Here is an 18,211-nt window from a genome sequence, read left to right on the forward strand (position 1 = left end):
GTTTACAATAATTTCTTTAAATCATCCTCGATTCTTTCCGGTTCAGTTGTAGGTGCATACCGTTCTACAACCTGTCCGTTCCGGTCTACGAGAAATTTCGTAAAGTTCCACTTAATGTTTTTAGACAGAAGTCCCTTTTTCTGTTCTTTTAGATAAGCAAATAATGGGTCCGTATTGTCGCCATTTACATCAATTTTGGCGAAAACCGGGAAAGACACACCATAATTCAGCTGGCAAAACTCAGTGGTTTCCTCAATATTATCAAATTCCTGGTTATTGAACTGATCACAAGGGAAACCAAGAATTTCAAGGCCGCTGTCTTTATACTTTTCATAAAGCTCCTGCAATCCTTTGAATTGAGGTGTTAATCCGCATTTGCTTGCGGTGTTTACTATAATGAGAGGTTTTCCTTCGTATTCTTTCAGAGATTTCAAGTCACCATTCGTTTTTTTAACTTCAAAATCAAAAACTGTTGTCATTCGAATCCCTCCTATATATATATATCGTGTACGATTTAATCTTATACGATTTAAATTCTTTTTGCAATCAATAACATTCTCCTGAAACTAATGATCGTGTTTATTCGTAGAGAAGATAGATTTCAAATTCATTTACAAAGGGTGATCAGGATGCTGGATGAGCTGCGGGAAGCCATTGAAAAACTGCCGGAGCGGGGGGCGAAGAGCTATTTATTCCACCTATTGCTTAGGGTTCACTTATTAAAAAACAATGCTGGTTCTCAGGAAAAAATCATCGAACTGCTCCATGATATTCAAGAAAAGGTACTCTTTTATTCCGAGGAGAGGGATTTGGAGCAGGAATATGAAATCTGCCACATTGTGTGCGGAGAATCACCTGCAGGGGCTTTAAAGGCAGGGCTCAGTAAAGAAAATAAGGTCATCGGTTTTCCTGACTTCTTTAGCAATGGGCCTCTGTGGAGGGTGCATGAAAAGGAAGGGAGAAAAAAGCGATTTGAATGGGTGAAGGATCATATTAATATACCAGATGATTATCTGGAAAAGGAATATGAAAGAAAAATAGCTAAAGCAATTGAAGAAATCGCAGCCATTCCTGCGGGCAAACCAATCGTGATCTGGACAGCTGACAACGCCGATGAACAAACGGGTTTGCGGTTTTTCCTTCACTTATTAAGAAACAAGGATAATAATGTGCATGTTATTAATACTTCTCAGTCCTATAAGGAGCTTTTTCCTGCGAAAAAGAATCAATACAAGCTCAGGCACTCAGGTGAAGCTGCTCCAGATAAGCTTAAGTTCATATTGGATAAAAACATGGGAAGCCCTTTATCTGCTGAAGAAAGAACCGGATTTGTATCAGATTGGCAGGCACTCTCCAAAACAGAGGAAGTATTGCGCATATGGGAAGAGAATGAAATACATAGTGTACCAGAGAGTTATTTTGATGAATATATCATCGAGTCAGCCAAAAAGCTTCATAAAGGCAACAAGGGTTTTATAAAATCAGCCAGATTAATTGGTGAAGTGATAGGGCATCTGGATGAGCCAATTGGGGATGGCTTTGCCGAATATAGAGTAAGATCCTTAGTGTATAACGGAATATTTGCCATAAAAGGAATTCCGAAAAGTATGAGGTTTTATAGCATTAAACTGAAAGAGATTTAGAATTCAGTAGTCTCTCTGCTGGAATTTCATTCAGCCTTCATTTATTCTAAATAAAAGAAACGAATAGAAGGGGATTCATCTTGAAGAAGATTTACAGTGATGTTATTCAATTCCGCGGCACCCACTTTGATTTTGGCTTCATGCAGGGAGAACGATTAAAGGATTCTCTTTCGGTCAGAAACCGGGATGACCAATGGAAGGTGCGAAAGCCGCGCTTTTCAATAAATGAATCAGAAGTAAAAAAAGCAATTACGAGATTTGCCCCCGGAATCTGGGATGAGCTGCTTGGGATTCAGGCAGCAATGCAATGGCCGATGGAGCGGGTATTAAAGGAATTTGGCGGATATCGCCTCGATTATGTCCGTTCAGGCTGTTCCATCCTTACAGGGGATGACTATCTGATTCGCAATTATGATTATCATCCAAAAACTTATGAGGGGCGCTATACCTTTTATCAGCCAACAGATCAGGGCTATGCGATCATTGGTCCGAGCCAGAGGGTGACTGGCCGGATGGATGGCATGAATGAAAAAGGACTTGTAATCGGCTATAATTTCATGAACCGGAAAAAGCCTGCTGATGGCTTTATCTGCTGCATGATCGGCCGCCTGATTTTAGAGGCATGTGCCAATGTCAAAGAAGCGGTTGAGATGCTGCAGGAAATACCGCACCGCCACTCTTTTACCTATGTGGTGTATGACGCAGGCGGAGAGACCTATGCAGTGGAAACTTCTCCGAGAGGTGTACAGGTCCGTCAGACAACAGCCTGTACAAACCATTTTGAAATCATGAAGGATGAAAATCGCAGCCATCTGGCTGACAGCATGCGCAGGCTGGATGTCATGAAAAGCCGTCAGGCGGAGCGTCTGGGTGCACATGATGCATTCCGCCTTTTGAATGATAGTGATAAAGGCGTTTTTTCAGATCTTTATGGAAGCTGGGCCGGGACCATTCATACATCAGCCTATCTGCCGCAAGAGATGATGGCCTGGTTTGCGCTCGGCGGCGACAGAGAGCCGGTTCTTTTTGACTTTGGAAGATGGCTCGATGGACATGACATTGAAATGGACAGAATCCCTGGTGAAGTTGATACCGACATTCCTTTTTTGCATATGGATGAGCATGCGAATTGGTTCAGGAGATGATGAAACGGAGAGTCCGGCTCTCCGTTTTTTCTATTTTGACCAAATATATTCATCATTTGGACAAACCCTCACATTCTTGCATTGCTTTATGTTGTGGTACACTTTAAGTATGAATTGGATGTAAACTGAGGTGCATACACGTGAAAACAGTATTAGTCATCGGCGGCGGTGTTACAGGATTATCCGCCATGTATGAACTGAACAAATGGAAAAAAGAAAATGATCAGGATATACGGCTTGTGCTGGCAGAGTCAGCGGAACAGCTTGGCGGAAAGATCCGCACGGTAAGAAGAGGCGGATTTGTTATCGAATCAGGAGCTGATTCGATTGTTGCCCGCAAAGCGGATGCAATGAATTTTATCCAGGAGCTTGGTTTAGAAGAAGACGTTGTTTACAATGCAGCGGGACGGTCTTATATTTACAGTGACGGTGAGCTGAAGCTCATTCCGGCGGATTCTGTGTTTGGGATTCCGGCGAGCGTTGAATCTCTTGCCAAATCAACAATTGTCTCTGCAGAGGGAAAGGTTGAAGCTTTAAAGGATTTTTATACGAAAAATGACCGCTTTACAAAAAATGATTCCATCGGCGATTTCCTTGAGCATTTCTTCGGAAAAGAACTGGTGGAAAAACAAATTGCACCTGTTCTTTCGGGAGTATACTCCGGGAATCTCAGTGACTTAACCATTGCTTCGACACTTCCGCAGGTGTTTGATTATAAAGAAAAGTACGGAAGTATCATAAAAGGCTTTGAGGAAAATAAAACGGTGTTCCAGAGCGGAAGGGGAAAGAAGTTTCTTTCCTTTAATAACGGCCTGGATGCATTAATTGACGCTTATGAAGAAAGACTGGACGGAACTCAAATCTTAAAAAACACACAAGCTGTTAAAATAGAAAAAACGGACAGCGGATATAAGGTTGATTTCTCAAATGGCGAGAGCCTGGAGCCGGATCATGTGGTGCTTGGCATTCCGCATAATGCAGCTGCCACCCTGTTCGATGATCAGGGGCTGAAAGCGGAGTTTGAGCTTTTGAAAAACAGTTCCCTCATCTCTATTTATCTTGCATATGATATTCCAGACAGCGAGCTGCCTGAAGACGGGACAGGCTTCATTACGGCCAATACGGATGAGTTAAATTGCAATGCCTGTACATGGACAAGCCGCAAATGGAAGCATACATCAGGAAGCGGCAATTTGCTGGTTAGATTATTTTATAAAAGCAGCCATCCTGCGTTTGCCTTTCTAAAGGAAATGGATGAAGATGAGCTTTTGAAGACGGCATTGGCTGATATTGAAAAAAGCCTTGGCATTACGGCTGAGCCTGCGGCAAGTGAAGTGACAAATTGGACTGAAAAAATGCCGAACTATCTGATATCCCATCCACAGACAGTAGCGGCACTTGAAAGCAGATTGAGCCGGGATTACCCTGGCATTTGGCTTGCCGGCTGCTCCTATTATGGCGTGGGCATCCCTGACTGCATCGAAAGTGGGGCAGAAACTGCCGTGAAAATTATTGAGAATATGTAAAGCAAAAATCCCCTTCTGTGTAAGATGGGGACTTTTTTGGTTTTATATGATTTTGGTGTCCCTAGGACCTTCTAGTTTCATCTGCTCCAGCTCCAGCTTCATCTTTTCGGTCTCAAGCAGATAGTTTTCCTGCTTCAGCTTTTCCAGAGTGATTTCATCTATTATCATATGGTGTTTAATTTTGGCAAGCTTTTGATTGTGAACAGTCAGGATGGCAATGATGGGAATAGAGAAAATCATAACCACGGCAATCGTACCTGTCAAATTTTTTGCACCTCACATTAATTGAATTTGAAAATTTTGTGTAATATGTATGTAATTAGATTATAGCAAACGACAAGTGAGATAGAAACACGAAAAAAGATCAGGCGGTGAAGAAATGGCTGATATTACAGTTAAAAGAACCTACGATCCGTATGAAGAGACAGATGGCTACCGGGTATTGGTGGATCGGCTGTGGCCAAGAGGAATTAAAAAAGAAGCTGCACATCTGTCGGCCTGGGAGAAAGAGGTTGCGCCAAGCACCGAGCTTAGAAAGTTTTTTAATCATAAACCTGAACTTTTCGGTGTTTTTCGGGAAAAGTATCTCATTGAACTGCGTACACAGACAGACAAGATCAGCAAGATGGAAGAACTGTACGAGATATCAAAGAAGCAAAAACTTACTTTACTATATGCTGCGAAGGATACAGTACATAACCATGCGATCGTATTAATGGAGGAATTATTAAGGCAGGAGAAATAAAGGCTGATTGTAAAAGGCTGTTTCCGCAAAGTTTGTTGCTATTCGAATTATATTTACTGAGTTGATTGTAGCGGAAGGTGCGAGATCCTCGAAAATGCATGCACATTTTCTTCGTGCGGTGTCACTCAAGGAAGCTTATTCAACGTCCTGCGGGAGTAGCAGGACAGGTGAGACCCCGCAGACGGGTAGCGTCGAGGATGCTCAGCGCCCGCCCCGCGATCGCTGAGCATCCTCTCGCTGCAATCAACGGGCAACATTTATATGTGAAAAACAACAATTTATGCGAAAAGAGCCTTTTAAAAAAGGAAAAGGTAAAAATACTTTAAATTTATGTAATGATTCTGAAAGTTTAGTGTTTTCTTTTTTCCTATACTTAAAGTTAAAAGAAGTGAGGGAGAAAGAATGATCGATTTACTTCTGATTCATGGAACAGTCATTACCATGGATCCAAACAGGCGCATTATCACGGATGGAGCTGTTGCCATAAATGGAGACAGGATCCTGGATGTGGAAAAGAGTGAGAAACTATTACAAAAATATGAGGCTCGAGAAGTGATAGATTGCACCCATCATTGTATCCTGCCGGGATTAATAGATGTACATGGACATGGCGGACATTCGATGTTTAAGACCATAGCAATGGAAAGCCTGGATGATTGGATGCCTATTATGACGAATACGTATAAGCATTTTGTAACAGACGAATTCTGGTATTTTGAAGGGAAGCTTTCTGCCCTTGAGCGGCTGAAGGCGGGCATAACAACTGGTGTATCTGTTCTTGGCTCTATGCCAAGGTCGGATGATCCGGTGTTTGCCATCAATCATGCTAAAGCCTACGCAGAGACTGGTGTCAGGGAAGTTATTTGCACCGGTCCCTGTAATCCGCCATGGCCTCAATCATTCAGCAGGTGGATAAACGGCCAAAGAATGATGAAAGATGTCACCTATGAGGAAGTGTTGAAGGGTGCTGAAGCCGTAATTGAAGCTTTAAACCATTCCAATGAAGATCGGACAAGAGCATTTATTACCCCTTTCGTCATTGTTACTTCAGTTGAACCTTCTGGCCCAACTTCCCCAGCGAAACTTCATAGTTTAACAGAGCATGATTTATACCAGGCAAAGAAAGTCAGAGAGATTGCCAGAAAATATAATACAAGAATCCACTCTGATGCTTTTGGAGGCATGATTCACTTAGCAGTAAAGGATTGGGAGAATGCCCTTTTAGGCCCTGATGTTCATCTGCAGCATTGCCGGGGGATATCTTTTGATGAAGTGAAAATATTGGCAGAAACCGGAACAAATGTCAGTGCCTCACCTGGATTCTCTCAAATTCACGCACGCACACCGATGATAGAATTGCTAGAGCTGGGAGCGACAGTTGCTATATCCACAGATGGCACTTCACCATCCACAGCATTTGATATGTTTCAAGCCATGAGAAAAACTCAATTTATACATCAGGCAGCTCATAGAGATGAATATTGCTTGCCTCCTGGAAAACTTCTGGAGATGGTTACAATTGATGCTGCAAAATGTATTGGATGGGATGATGACTTGGGCTCTCTTGAAGCAGGGAAAAAGGCGGATGTTATAACTGTCAATATGCATCAGCCGCACTTGACACCAGAGTTTATGCATATTCACCGGCTTGTCCATCAGGCTTATGCAGCTGATGTGTGGCATGTTATCGCAGATGGCCGGGTTCTTATGAAGGACAGAACAGTATGCTCCGTTGATGAAAGGTCAGTTTTAGCAGAGGCAAATGAAGAAGCTGACGAAACAATTAAGCGGGCTGGTCTTGAAAGATATATGAAGCAATCGAAATATTTTTGGGGTCACACACGAACCTATGGAGATGGAATGGATCATAGCATGGAAGAGCCTGCTGGTGAGAAGGAGGAGCAGAAATGAAGACCAGACTAAAGGGTAAATATGTAATTGGATATGATGGAAAAGATCATGTGCTGATTGAAAATGCTGAAGTTGTTTTTGAAAACGATACCATCATTTATGTTGGAAAAAGGTATGCTGGCCAAGCTGATAAAGTTATTGATGCCGGCTGCGCTTTAATCAGTCCGGGATTCATTGACTTGAATGCATTAGGTGATATTGACCATGATATCCTGCATATGGAGGCCAGTTCAGCAAGACAGAAAAACCTGCTTTGGTCAGAGAGGTATGTTAAGCAAGGGCACCATGAAATCATGACGGCTGAAGAAGAGGCCTTTAAATCTCTATATGCCTATTCACAGCTGATCCTTCATGGAATTACAACTGCTATGCCAATTACCTCTGTACATTATAAAAAATGGGCAGAAACATATGAGGAGCTAGCTTCAGCAGCGAAACATGCCGCTGACCTGGGACTGCGTATTTACCTCGGCCCAAGCTATCAATCAGGGATAAGAGTGGTTCAGGGTGATGGCAATATAAAGATTCATTGGGATGAAGATGCCGGAAGGCGAGGATTGGAAAGAGCAGTACGTTTTTTGGAAGAGTTTGATGGTTCATTTAATGGTTTGGTAAAAGGGATGCTTGCACCTGAGCGAATTGAAAGCCAAACGGAAGAAAGTCTTCTCCGGACAAAGCAATATAGTGACCATTACAAAGTTCCGATAAAATTGCATGCAGCCCAGGGTGAATATGAGTACCATACAATGATTCAGAAATATGGCGTAACACCAATCAGGCGTTTATATAATCTTGGATTTTTAGGATCCAGAACGGCTATTCCTCATGCCCACTATATTGCTGGATACAGCGGGGCAAAAACAGGTGGTGGAGATGATTTATCACTGCTGAGGGAAACGGGCACAACAGTCATTCACTGCCCCTTAATAATAGGAAGGCATGGGGAGGCAATGGAATCCTTTGCAAAATATAAGCAGTCAGGAATTAATCTTGCGTTAGGTACAGATACGTTCCCTCCGGATATGTTCCAAAATATCAGAATAGGGAGCATGCTTTCCCGCATCGCAAATAAAGAAGTTAAAGATTCAGCCTTCTCAGATCTTTACCGGGCTGCTACATTAGGTGCTGCAAAGTTTTTGGGAAGAGAAGATTTGGGCCGTCTTTGTGCTGGTGCAAAAGCAGATATTATTGCAATTGATTTAGACGGATTCCATATGGGAGTTTTAGATGATCCCCTGAGAACAGTGATGGCAAGCGGAAGTGGAAGGGATGTAAAGTTATCCATTATTAATGGGAAAGTAGTCATGAAAGACCGAAAATTACCCAGCATGGATTTAGAGGCATTAAAAGGAAAAGCGCAAAAATATTTTATGAAAATGAAAAAAGGTTATTTAAAAAGAGATTATCAAGAGCTACCGGAGAATGAATTGATGCCGCCTTCTTTCCGGTTTGCTGATTCTATTGATCAGCAATAACCTTTTGAATAAGTAGTAAAGAAAGTTAAAAAACATGTAAAGAAAGTAGAAAAAGATTAATCTGAATATTTTATATAATTAGACAAAGGCTCGGACGAGCTTAAAAAAGGGGGAATGAATATGAAGGTTAGAAAAAGAAAGGGGTTAGTCATTTTAGCTCTGCTGATCACCATCCTTATTTCAGGCTGTTCGACCAAAAAACCGGTTGACAGCAGTCAGGACTCCAAGGGAACAACAGCGGAAAACGGTGGAGAATTAGTTATAGCCCGTTTATCTGACGCAGAAAATTTAGATCATCATTTTATGTCGACAATCAATGCGGCAAGCGTTACGCATAATAAAATTTATGAGGGGCTTGTTGGCCGGGATAAAAACGCTGAAATCAAGCCGCTGCTGGCTGAAAAGTGGGAACAGCTAGATGAAACAACCTGGGAGTTCAAGCTTAGAGAGGATGTCACATTCCATGACGGGACGGCATTTAATGCCGATGCAGTGAAAGCAACATTTGACCGGTTATTAGATCCGGAGGTTGCCTCCCCTAGAGCTGTTGTATTCAAAATGGTAGAAGAAGTAAAGGCAGTCGATGAATTTACTGTCCAATTTAAGTTATCAGAACCTTTTGCACCTTTGCTGTCCATATTGGCCAATCATGAAGGCGGCATTATTTCACCAAAAACAATCGAGAAATATGGAAAAAAAGTTATCCAAGAGCCTGTAGGAACAGGCCCATTTGTATTTGAGTCCTGGACACCAGGCAAAGAAATTGTTTTTAACCAAAATGACACGTATTGGGGGACTCCATCCAAGCTGGATAAAGTCATATTTAAGATCGTCCCTGAAGAAACAACAAGGATATCCATGCTTGAAACAGGCGAAGCCCATATCGCCGAACCGCTCTCAGTCACAATGATGGAAACAGTAGAAAACTCCAAAAATGCGGAAATTTACCGAAGTGAAGGATTTGGCACAGAATATATTGGATTCAATGTAGAAAAGGAGCCGTTTAATGATGCACGAGTCCGCAAAGCAGTTGGACATGCTATTGAGATGGACTCTATCCTGGAAGGAGTATTTGAGAATGTTGGGAAAAAGTCCAATTCACTGCTGGGGCCAAAGGTATTTGGATATCATGAAAGCCTGGAAGCATACGAATACAATCTCAATGAGGCTAAAAGGCTTCTGGCCGAAGCAGGCTACCCAAACGGTTTTGAAACTACGTTGAAAACAATGGATAAGAAAGAATGGATCAATATGGCAGAGGTCCTTCAATCTCAGCTGAAAGGGATCGGAATCAAGCTGGATATTCAGGTATATGAATACGGGACATTTGTCGAACAAGTAAACCGCGGAGATTCCGAAATGTTTATTTTGAGCTGGAGAAATGCGACAGGAGATGCGGATTATAATCAATATAATCTGTTCCATAGCAGTTCGAAGGGAGCTGCCGGCAATACCTTCTTTTACAGCAATAAAGAAGTGGACAGTTTAATCGAAGCAGCACGGGCTGAAAAAGATCCGGATAAACGAATGGAGCTCTATGCAAAATCCCAGGAAATTGAAATGGAGGAATCTGTATATATTCCGGTTCGTGTCATTGAGAATATGGCGGCTATTTCAAAGGATGTAAAGGGCTTCTCAATCAGTCCATCCGGATACTTGGAGATCAATGATATTTCAATTAAATAAGGCTCGAAGGTAAGAGGGATATCCGTTCGGGGTACCCTTTTATCTTGTCCGGGGCCGGAGAGGTGAATGGAAATGAATAATAGCTATTGGCTAAAGAATGTGCGTTTGGAATGCGGATACAGAAAAGAGAATAATAGAGTGTCAGGTACGATAACAGATCAATTTCATTTATTTATAGAGGATGGCCGCATTGCTGAGATTACGAAGGACTTAGAGGCTTCCTCTGAGGATCTGCCCATTAAAGATGCAAAGGGATTGCTGCTATTGCCATCCTTTGTTGAAAAGCATGTCCATCTTGATAAAACGTATATGGGGGATGAATGGAGGGCCTGCATTCCGGCGTCCGGTGTCATAGAACGGTGTGAAATTGAAAAGAATGCATTATTATCTATGTCTTCAAGCACCTATCAGCGATCCAAAGCATTGCTTAAGCAGTTAATATCCTATGGATCAACTCACATCAGGACCCATGTGGATATATACCCTGAAGTCCAATTACGGAATTTAGAAGAAGTCCAGCAGACTTTGGAGGAATTTTCAAGTCATGCGAACTCAGAGATTGTTGCTTTTGCCCAGCATGGCCTGCTGCGCTCAGGGACACCCCAGCTGGTAAGAGAAGCTGTTAGAAATGGTGCTGGTATTGTCGGTGCGGTCGATCCCGCTACTGTTGACAACAATATTGAAGCTTCGCTTGTTCAATTGATGGACCTAGCTGTAGAAGGCAATGCAGATATTGATTTGCATCTGCATGACCCTGGTCACCTTGGTACTTTTACAATGAAAAGGCTGGCCTCTCTGACTAAGGAAGCTGGCTGGGAAGGAAGAGTAGCGATTAGCCATGCATTTGGCCTGGGGGATGTTTCAAGGGAAGAGGCTTCCGAGATGGCAGTGATTTTAAAAGACGCCGGTATTTCGATCGTTACCAGTCTCCCTTCTGGCCGTCAGATCCCGCCTGTTGATCTGATAAGTGAATATGGAGTAGAGGTGGCTGTCGGGAATGATAATATCTTTGATTCATGGTGGCCGACAGGAAATGGAGATATCCTGGAAAGAGCAAGCCGCTTAATTGAAAGGTACAGATGGACAGATGAAAAGTCACTTTCCCAAGCATTTCGATATATTACAGGGGGCAGAACACCGCTGGATCAGAAGGGAGACAGGGTCTGGCCAGCTGCTGGTGATGAAGCCAGCATGGTACTTGTTGATGCAAGCTGTTCAGCGGAAGCTATGGCTAGAAGGGCGGAACGACGGGCAGTGTTTTACAAGGGGAATTTAGTTTACGAAAAGATGGCTGAATAACTGGATAGGAAAAGCAGAGGGAGTAATGTGATGATTTATGACTTGATTATAAAGGGCGGCAATGTAGTTCTGAAAGACAAGGTAATAAAGAATGATATCGCCATTTTAAATGGGAAAATTGCTGCGATTGCGGAAACCATTGATCATAAAGCTGAACAGATAATCGATGCATCTGAACAATATGTTATGCCTGGTATGATTGATACTCATGTCCATATTTGTGAGCCTGGCCGAACAGAGTGGGAAGGTTTTTTAACGGGGACTAAAGCTCTTGCTGCAGGAGGAACTACATGCTATGCGGATATGCCCCTGAATGCCCTTCCAGCTACGGTAGACAGGCATACACTGCAATTAAAGGCAGAAGCAGCCCACGGGAAAAATTATATCGATTATGCATTTTATGGCGGTCTTGTTGCAGGCAATCTTGAAAGACTTGAAGAGCTTTCAGATGAAGGAGTTATCGCATTTAAATGCTTTATGTCCACATGCGGAACAGATCATCCCGATGATTTTTCCAATGTGGATGATTATACCCTTTTTGCGGGGATGAAGAAGATTGCCGAACTGGGGAAAATTCTATCGATTCATGCGGAAAATGCCCTAATTACCGATCGGTTAGGTGAAGAGTTAAATGCACAGGGAAGGACATCTGCTGCGGATTATGTCTCATCCCGGCCTGTTTTTACTGAGGTTGAAGCAGTGAAACGCGCACTTTACTTTGGAAAAGAAACGAAGTGCCCTATTCATTTTGTGCATATTAGCACCGCAGAAGCAGTAGAAGAAATAATGAATGCCAGAAGCGGGGGGCAGGATGTTTCCCTTGAATCCTGTCCGCACTATTTTACGATCTCATCTGAGCAGCTCGAAAAAATTGGCCCGGCAGCCAAGTGTTCTCCTCCGCTGCGAAGTATGGAGGAGCAGGAAAAGCTTTGGAAAAAGTTACTAGAAGGCAAGATTGATATGTTAACGTCTGATCACTCACCATGTCCGCCTGAAATGAAGTATAGTTCTTCAAATAATTTTTTTGAAGTGTGGGGAGGCATCACAGGATGTCAAAACAGTGTTGATTTAATGTTTGATGAAGCGGTTTTGAAACGAAAGCTGCCAATCACGCATTTTTCAAGGATGATTTCTTCTAATCCCGCTGAACGCTTTAATATTCCCAATAAAGGAGAAATAGCCGTATCAATGGATGCAGATATCATCTTTATCGATGCTAATCGCTCCTATGTTGTGGAGGAGGAAGGCCTATATTATCGGCATAAGCACAGCCCATATATTGGGAGGGTGATTAATTGCCGGATAACCAAAACGTTTGTCCGCGGCAAGATTGTCTATGATTTGGACCAGGGGATTGTGGGGAAACCGATTGGAAAAGCCCTTAAGTTAAAATATGGAAGGTCACATTTGAATCTGATCTGAAATTAACAGAAAAAATTCATTATCCGCAAAATAATTAGGGGGATTGGGGATGACTGACTTAATCAATTTGCAGGGGAAGCTCGAATTTAAAGATTTAGCAACACATATTGTGAACAGGCTTGAATGGCTGGGTTCGTTTGCAAAGGATCCGGAAGGAGGAATTACCCGCCTTCTATACTCCCGGCAATGGACCGATACTCAGCAGGCTTTGAAGGAATGGATGGAGGCCGAGGGCTTGGAAGTAAAGTATGATGAAGTTGGTAATCTTAGCGGAATACTGATGGGAGTAAATCAGGAAGAAACCATTTTAACAGGATCTCATATAGATACTGTGAAAAATGGCGGGTTGTATGACGGCCAATATGGTATTGTAGCTGGGATTATGGCACTAATTTATTTGAAAGAACATTACGGGACTCCAAAACGCAATCTCGAGGTTATTTCACTGGCGGAAGAAGAAGGAAGCAGATTTCCATATTGCTTCTGGGGTTCAAAGAATATTGCAGGATGCGCATCTAAAAAGGACGTTGAAAATCTTGAAGATGCAAATGGAGTAATTTTTGCTGACGCCATGAGTGAGGCGGGGTTCAGATTTAGGGATGAAACCAAACCTCCGCGGGAGGATTTGAAGGTCTTCGTGGAAGTTCACGTTGAACAGGGAAATGTCCTTGAAACTGAGAAAAAGTCTGTTGGGATTGTGAGTAGCATCGTTGGACAAAGGCGCTTTACAGTTGAAGTAAAAGGTCAAGCCAACCATGCCGGAACAACTCCCATGGGATATCGCAAAGATGCTGTATTTGCTGCCAGCCAAATGATATATGAAACACTTAAAATGGCAGAGCAATATGGTGACCCGCTGGTCGCAACTGTAGGGAGTATTGATATTTCACCCAACATTGCCAATGTGGTGCCGGGAAAAGCTGCGTTTACTTTAGATTTGCGGCATATTGATAAAAATGCAATCTCCCATTTTACTGAGAGATTTATAGAAAACATAAATGATATATCAAGGGAGCGTGCGGTTGAGACGGTCATTGAAAAATGGCTTGATACGGATCCGGTTCCAATGGATCCGGATATGACGGAATTGATGGAAAAGAAGTGCAGGGAAGAAAACCTGAGCTATAAAGTCATGCATAGTGGTGCAGGACATGATGCACAAATTTTTGCAGCCTCTATTCCTGCGGCAATGTTATTTGTGCCGAGCGTAAAGGGTATTAGCCATAACCCTGATGAATATACCGCGGCGGCTGATTTAGCTGAAGGGGTTAAAGCGCTAATCAGCACTTTATATGAACTGGCTTATAAATAAAGAAAAGGGGAGTTTATGAATGGGTTATCCAAAAGATTTATTATCAAGCAGGTCTGTAATAAAACATGGGAAGTATGCCTTAATAGCACCTGAAGGGCTAGTAAACAATGTGATTCCTGGATTCCATCTTTGCCATATTTCGATTTTAGGTTCTCCTAAGCTTGGGGCAAGCTTTGTCGACTATTATGTGACAATGAAAAATCGAGGCGGAAATAACGAAGGCTTTGGCGGACAGGAGGATGTACAGACCTTTGTTTACATACTGGAAGGAAAGATAAAAGCTTCGGCAGATGATAAGGAGTTTATTCTGGAGGAAAGCGGATACCTGTATTGCCCGCCAGGAGTGAAAATGTATCTGGAAAATATGAATGATGGGGATTCTAAGCTGTTTTTATACAAGCAGAAATATCGCCCTCTTGAAGGAAGGAAGCCTTGGGTTATATCAGGACATGCAAATCGAATAGAATTCAGGAACTACGATGATATGCATAATGTCCACATTAAAGATCTATTGCCGGCAGACTTAGATTTTGATATGAATTTTCATATTCTTTCCTTCGATCCTGCTGCGAGCCATCCATTTATTGAAACACATGTTCAGGAACACGGAGCATATATCCTTTCCGGGGAAGGGATGTATAACCTCGATAACAAGTGGATCCCAGTCAAAAAAGGCGATTATATTTTCATGGGCCCTTATGTTCACCAGGCAGCGTATGCAGTAGGGAGAGAAAATTTAACATATGTCTACTCTAAAGATTGCAACCGTGATGCAGAACTATAAAAAATGATAGGAGAGAAATAGCGGTGCCAAACATTCAGGAGATTATGGAAGAAAGAGTCTTTGAAATCGATAAAATAGCAAAGTTCGATCCCGAGAAACCGCAAAAGAATTATTTTTATGAAACGGATAAAACGGTGGGGGCTGTATGGTGTCTGGAACCGGGACAGGAGGTATACTTGCATTCTCACTCAAATGTAGATGATATCTGGGTTTGTATGGAGGGAACAGGAATCTACTTTCCTGACTTGGAGAATGAAATTCCAATAAGCAAAGGCATGGTAATTCTTGCAAAGCCTAATCAGATTCATGGAATGCGCAATACAGGGAAGGGCAGGTTTTTATTTGTAGGATTTGCAGCCGGGTCGTTGCCAATGGATATAACAAGATATTAACTTGCAGGCTATAGTTCTAATAAAAAGCATATCGCTCTCAGCCAGTTTTTTTGGAAGAGGGCGATATGTTTAATCTAACAACAAGCAGCAGCCCGGCTAAACTTTCACACTCAGCTTCGTTCTTAATAGATTGAAAATGAAATAACCGAAGCAAATGAAGCTGGACAGGGAAAAACTTATCCAAATCGTAAGTATATTTTCCATAAAAGGCAAAGCTGCAAACCCTCCAGCAGTCCCAATAATAGATGCAAGGGGAATAAGAGCAGGCAAGGTTTTATTGCCCAGTATAATATATAGCATTGGAACGATCATGCTGGCATAAATATTACCGAAAAAAAACAGCAGTTCAATAGGGGTTGGAGGTAAAATACTTACGATAATGAGCAAAAATAGACAAATGGCCCCGGAGAACAGATAGGTAAATCTCCATTTTTCTTTATTGCTGAGGGGACGAAGCATACCCGCGATATTCATAATGATTAATGTAACGATAGCATGTAATTCTGCAGTAATTGCAGATGAAATGGCACTGAAGCAAAACAGGACAAATAAAACAATCAGCAAAGTTGAATTAATTTTCCCTATTAACTCAAATAACAAAGAATAGATGGAATCATAGCTTCTTCCAAAAATAATAATCATAATTAGTGATGATAATGCAAGAGGAATAGTTGCCCATATTAAACCCGCTAATGTAAACGAAATCCTCAGCTTTTCTTTTTTGATGATAAACACTCTCTGCCAGGAGGCACGATCAATAATCACTTGTCCAAAGCCAATTAAGATAGCTGTGAATATAAACAAAATAGCTTCGGTATTTTTAACGTAAAGAATATAGGGATGATATAATTTAATGCCTTCATAAACAGGATATACACCTTCCTGGATATAAAAGTAAACAGGGATGATGATGACAGCGCTGAATATGAGGACAACATTAATGCCTGCAAGCTGATGAATTCTTTGCATTCCCCCAGCTCCAATGAAAAAACATAACAATAAAAAGAAAAACATGCCAGAAAAAACAGGCAGGGGAAAAATCATGTGAAGCAGGATCCCTGCCCCCATAGCTTGAACAAATATAGAATGGATGCTGATTACGAGAAGAATAAAGATTATGAACCAGTAGCCCCTTGGGGTCAATCTGTCGCGCAATACATCACCTATCGTTTGATGCTCATGAAACCGATCCCGAATCTTTTTGGCTAATATTCCAAATAAAATGAGTGCAAGAGCCCCCATAAGGGAATAGCCGATTCCTCCGGTCAGCCCAAACTTTATTAATGTTTCGGGCGATGAAAGAATGGTATTGCCAGTTACCCATCTGGATAAAAGACTTACAACACCAAAACCGATTCCCAGCTGGAATGCCCCGCCAATATAGTATTGAAAATCGGTTTTCCTCATTGAGAAGTCTCCTTCAGCCGGTAATCTCTTGGTGATTGGCCAGTCGCTTTCCGAAAGATCTGGCTGAAATAGTGCTGACTGTTAAAGCCGCACTTTTCTGAAATACTGCTAATGCTTAATTCAGGGCGTTCAATCAGCATTTTCTGTGCCTGCTTTAATCGAAAGTCATTTAAGTATTCGGAAAAGCCCATTCCTACTTCCTCGTGAAATTTTCTGCTTAAATAGGCTGAATTGATATGAATTTTAGATGCTAGATAATTTAAAGTGAGTTTTTCATTGTATTCCTTTTGAATAATGTGCAAAGCCTTAACAATTTGCTCAGAGTAGCTGCCAATTCGTTCATACCTCTGCAGAACACTCATTAATTCCTCTTCAATGACGGGCTTTGTTATATAATCAACTACCCCAATCCTGAGTGATTTTTGTATATAATCAAAGTTTTGATAGGCTGTAACCATGATTATGTCAATATCGCCAGCTGCGGAAAGCTCCTTAGCCAAATCTAAGCCTGATTTGCCTGGAAGCTGAATATCAAGGAAAGCAAGAAAGATGTCATGCTTTTTAATAATATGAAGAGCTTGAGAGGCATCTTGAGCCTTATAAACAGTCCAATTGGGAAATTTCTGTTTGATGAGATATTCCAGCTGTTCCAATTCTATAAGTTCATCATCTACAAGCAAAATATTCATTGCAGCCTTTCTCCTTCCAATTTCTCTGACATAATAACGTGGGGGAATATAGCTATGACAGCCGTTCCGTTCCCCTGATCAGTTAATCTAACAGAAGTTTCATTATTGGGGAATAATAGCTCAAGTCTTCTTTCTATATTCGCAAGCCCCACGCCGCCATCCCGGTGGCTTCCTTCATAGCGCTCCAAAGAATTATTCCACACTGAAACATGAATCATTGATTCGATCTTGTTTATGTTTATTTTTAATAAGGCCTCGCCAATATGTTTTTCAAAGGCATGCTTAAAAGCATTTTCAACAAGTGTTTGTATTAAAAAGGGAATGATAATGGCTTTATTTGCATGGCTGTCCACTTGAATTTCATAATGAAGCCGATCTCTAAATCTTGTTTGCTGTATTTCCAGGTAGTATTTAACATAAGTAAGTTCATCTTCAATTGAGATAAAGTTATTTATAGTCCTATATTTAAATTTCAGCAATTTTGAAAGGGTTTCAATCGACCGTATCAATTCCACTTTACGGTCCAGCCTTGCCAGGGCCAGAATGGAGTTTAGGGTATTAAAAAAGAAATGCGGCTGGATTTCCTGGTTTAATTGATTGTATAAAGCGGTTTGCAATTCCCTTTCTAACGCTATTTCTCTTTTTTGCTTCTCAAGTAAATCAATTCTTTTTTCAAAGACAAATAAAAATAGCAGGGTAAAGGCTCCTGCCAGCGGAACCAGAACACAAAACATAATGTATATGGAGAATGATTCAATAGGCAGCATGCGGTCTT

The 18,211-nt window shown here is 41.7% G+C and carries 17 protein-coding genes; 12 read left to right on the top strand and 5 right to left on the bottom strand.

Annotation, left to right across the window (positions count from 1 at the left end; translation table 11 throughout):
- Nucleotides 1-2: 2 nt before the first annotated feature.
- A complete protein-coding gene (locus tag AC6CHU_RS07250) occupies nucleotides 3-479 on the bottom strand; it encodes a glutathione peroxidase (protein WP_251283206.1) in 477 nt (158 codons plus the stop codon).
- 150 nt (nucleotides 480-629) lie between these two features.
- Here AC6CHU_RS07250 and AC6CHU_RS07255 point away from each other — a divergent pair, with 150 nt between their 5' ends.
- From AC6CHU_RS07255 to hemG, 3 genes are all read left to right on the top strand, one after another.
- Nucleotides 630-1,643, top strand: coding sequence for a DUF1835 domain-containing protein (locus tag AC6CHU_RS07255; protein ID WP_498120967.1), 1,014 nt, complete (start codon nucleotides 630-632; stop codon nucleotides 1,641-1,643).
- Between the two features lie 80 nt (nucleotides 1,644-1,723).
- Nucleotides 1,724-2,788, top strand: coding sequence for a C45 family autoproteolytic acyltransferase/hydrolase (locus AC6CHU_RS07260; protein ID WP_498120969.1), 1,065 nt, complete (start codon nucleotides 1,724-1,726; stop codon nucleotides 2,786-2,788).
- Nucleotides 2,789-2,928: 140 nt separating this feature from the next.
- Nucleotides 2,929-4,314 (top strand): protoporphyrinogen oxidase, encoded by a 1,386-nt coding sequence (gene hemG, locus AC6CHU_RS07265; protein ID WP_498120971.1) that lies wholly within the window; start codon nucleotides 2,929-2,931, stop codon nucleotides 4,312-4,314.
- Nucleotides 4,315-4,356: 42 nt separating this feature from the next.
- Here hemG and AC6CHU_RS07270 read toward each other — a convergent pair whose 3' ends face one another.
- Complete coding sequence (locus AC6CHU_RS07270; RefSeq protein ID WP_498120973.1) at nucleotides 4,357-4,578, bottom strand: hypothetical protein; 222 nt, start codon at nucleotides 4,576-4,578, stop codon at nucleotides 4,357-4,359.
- Nucleotides 4,579-4,693: 115 nt separating this feature from the next.
- Here AC6CHU_RS07270 and AC6CHU_RS07275 point away from each other — a divergent pair, with 115 nt between their 5' ends.
- From AC6CHU_RS07275 to AC6CHU_RS07315, 9 genes are all read left to right on the top strand, one after another.
- Nucleotides 4,694-5,059, top strand: a complete 366-nt coding sequence (locus tag AC6CHU_RS07275; protein WP_498120975.1) for a DUF488 domain-containing protein — start codon at nucleotides 4,694-4,696, stop codon at nucleotides 5,057-5,059.
- A gap of 402 nt (nucleotides 5,060-5,461) precedes the next feature.
- The gene (locus tag AC6CHU_RS07280) at nucleotides 5,462-6,970 is read left to right on the top strand and encodes an amidohydrolase family protein (protein ID WP_498120977.1); all 1,509 of its coding nucleotides are present in this window, start codon (nucleotides 5,462-5,464) and stop codon (nucleotides 6,968-6,970) included.
- Nucleotides 6,967-8,445 (top strand): amidohydrolase family protein, encoded by a 1,479-nt coding sequence (locus AC6CHU_RS07285; protein ID WP_498120979.1) that lies wholly within the window; start codon nucleotides 6,967-6,969, stop codon nucleotides 8,443-8,445. Before AC6CHU_RS07280 ends, AC6CHU_RS07285 begins: the two co-directional genes overlap by 4 nt.
- A gap of 120 nt (nucleotides 8,446-8,565) precedes the next feature.
- Nucleotides 8,566-10,131, top strand: a complete 1,566-nt coding sequence (locus AC6CHU_RS07290; protein ID WP_498120981.1) for a glutathione ABC transporter substrate-binding protein — start codon at nucleotides 8,566-8,568, stop codon at nucleotides 10,129-10,131.
- 72 nt (nucleotides 10,132-10,203) lie between these two features.
- On the top strand, nucleotides 10,204-11,430 hold the full coding sequence (locus tag AC6CHU_RS07295) for an amidohydrolase (protein WP_498120983.1): 1,227 nt from the start codon (nucleotides 10,204-10,206) through the stop codon (nucleotides 11,428-11,430).
- Between the two features lie 30 nt (nucleotides 11,431-11,460).
- Nucleotides 11,461-12,852 (top strand): allantoinase AllB, encoded by a 1,392-nt coding sequence (gene allB, locus AC6CHU_RS07300; RefSeq protein ID WP_498120985.1) that lies wholly within the window; start codon nucleotides 11,461-11,463, stop codon nucleotides 12,850-12,852.
- A gap of 49 nt (nucleotides 12,853-12,901) precedes the next feature.
- Nucleotides 12,902-14,164: an allantoate deiminase gene (gene allC, locus AC6CHU_RS07305; RefSeq protein WP_498120987.1), complete on the top strand. Its 1,263-nt coding sequence runs from the start codon at nucleotides 12,902-12,904 to the stop codon at nucleotides 14,162-14,164.
- Between the two features lie 19 nt (nucleotides 14,165-14,183).
- Nucleotides 14,184-14,948, top strand: coding sequence for a (S)-ureidoglycine aminohydrolase (gene allE, locus AC6CHU_RS07310; protein ID WP_498120989.1), 765 nt, complete (start codon nucleotides 14,184-14,186; stop codon nucleotides 14,946-14,948).
- A gap of 23 nt (nucleotides 14,949-14,971) precedes the next feature.
- The gene (locus AC6CHU_RS07315) at nucleotides 14,972-15,340 is read left to right on the top strand and encodes a cupin domain-containing protein (protein WP_498120991.1); all 369 of its coding nucleotides are present in this window, start codon (nucleotides 14,972-14,974) and stop codon (nucleotides 15,338-15,340) included.
- Nucleotides 15,341-15,436: 96 nt separating this feature from the next.
- Here the strand turns inward: AC6CHU_RS07315 and AC6CHU_RS07320 are convergent, their stop codons facing one another.
- Genes AC6CHU_RS07320 through AC6CHU_RS07330 form a run of 3 tightly spaced genes read right to left on the bottom strand, consistent with a single transcriptional unit; the run spans nucleotide 15,437 to nucleotide 18,203 of the window.
- Nucleotides 15,437-16,747 (bottom strand): SLC5/6 family protein, encoded by a 1,311-nt coding sequence (locus AC6CHU_RS07320; RefSeq protein ID WP_498120993.1) that lies wholly within the window; start codon nucleotides 16,745-16,747, stop codon nucleotides 15,437-15,439.
- Entirely contained in the window at nucleotides 16,744-17,436 is a 693-nt protein-coding gene (locus AC6CHU_RS07325; protein ID WP_498120995.1) for a response regulator transcription factor, read from the bottom strand. Before AC6CHU_RS07325 ends, AC6CHU_RS07320 begins: the two co-directional genes overlap by 4 nt.
- Nucleotides 17,433-18,203 (bottom strand): sensor histidine kinase, encoded by a 771-nt coding sequence (locus AC6CHU_RS07330; protein WP_498120997.1) that lies wholly within the window; start codon nucleotides 18,201-18,203, stop codon nucleotides 17,433-17,435. The genes AC6CHU_RS07325 and AC6CHU_RS07330 overlap by 4 nt, the downstream gene beginning before the upstream one ends.
- Between the last annotated feature and the right edge of the window lie 8 nt (nucleotides 18,204-18,211).

It is taken from the genome of Cytobacillus sp. GQ23 (assembly GCF_059758675.1).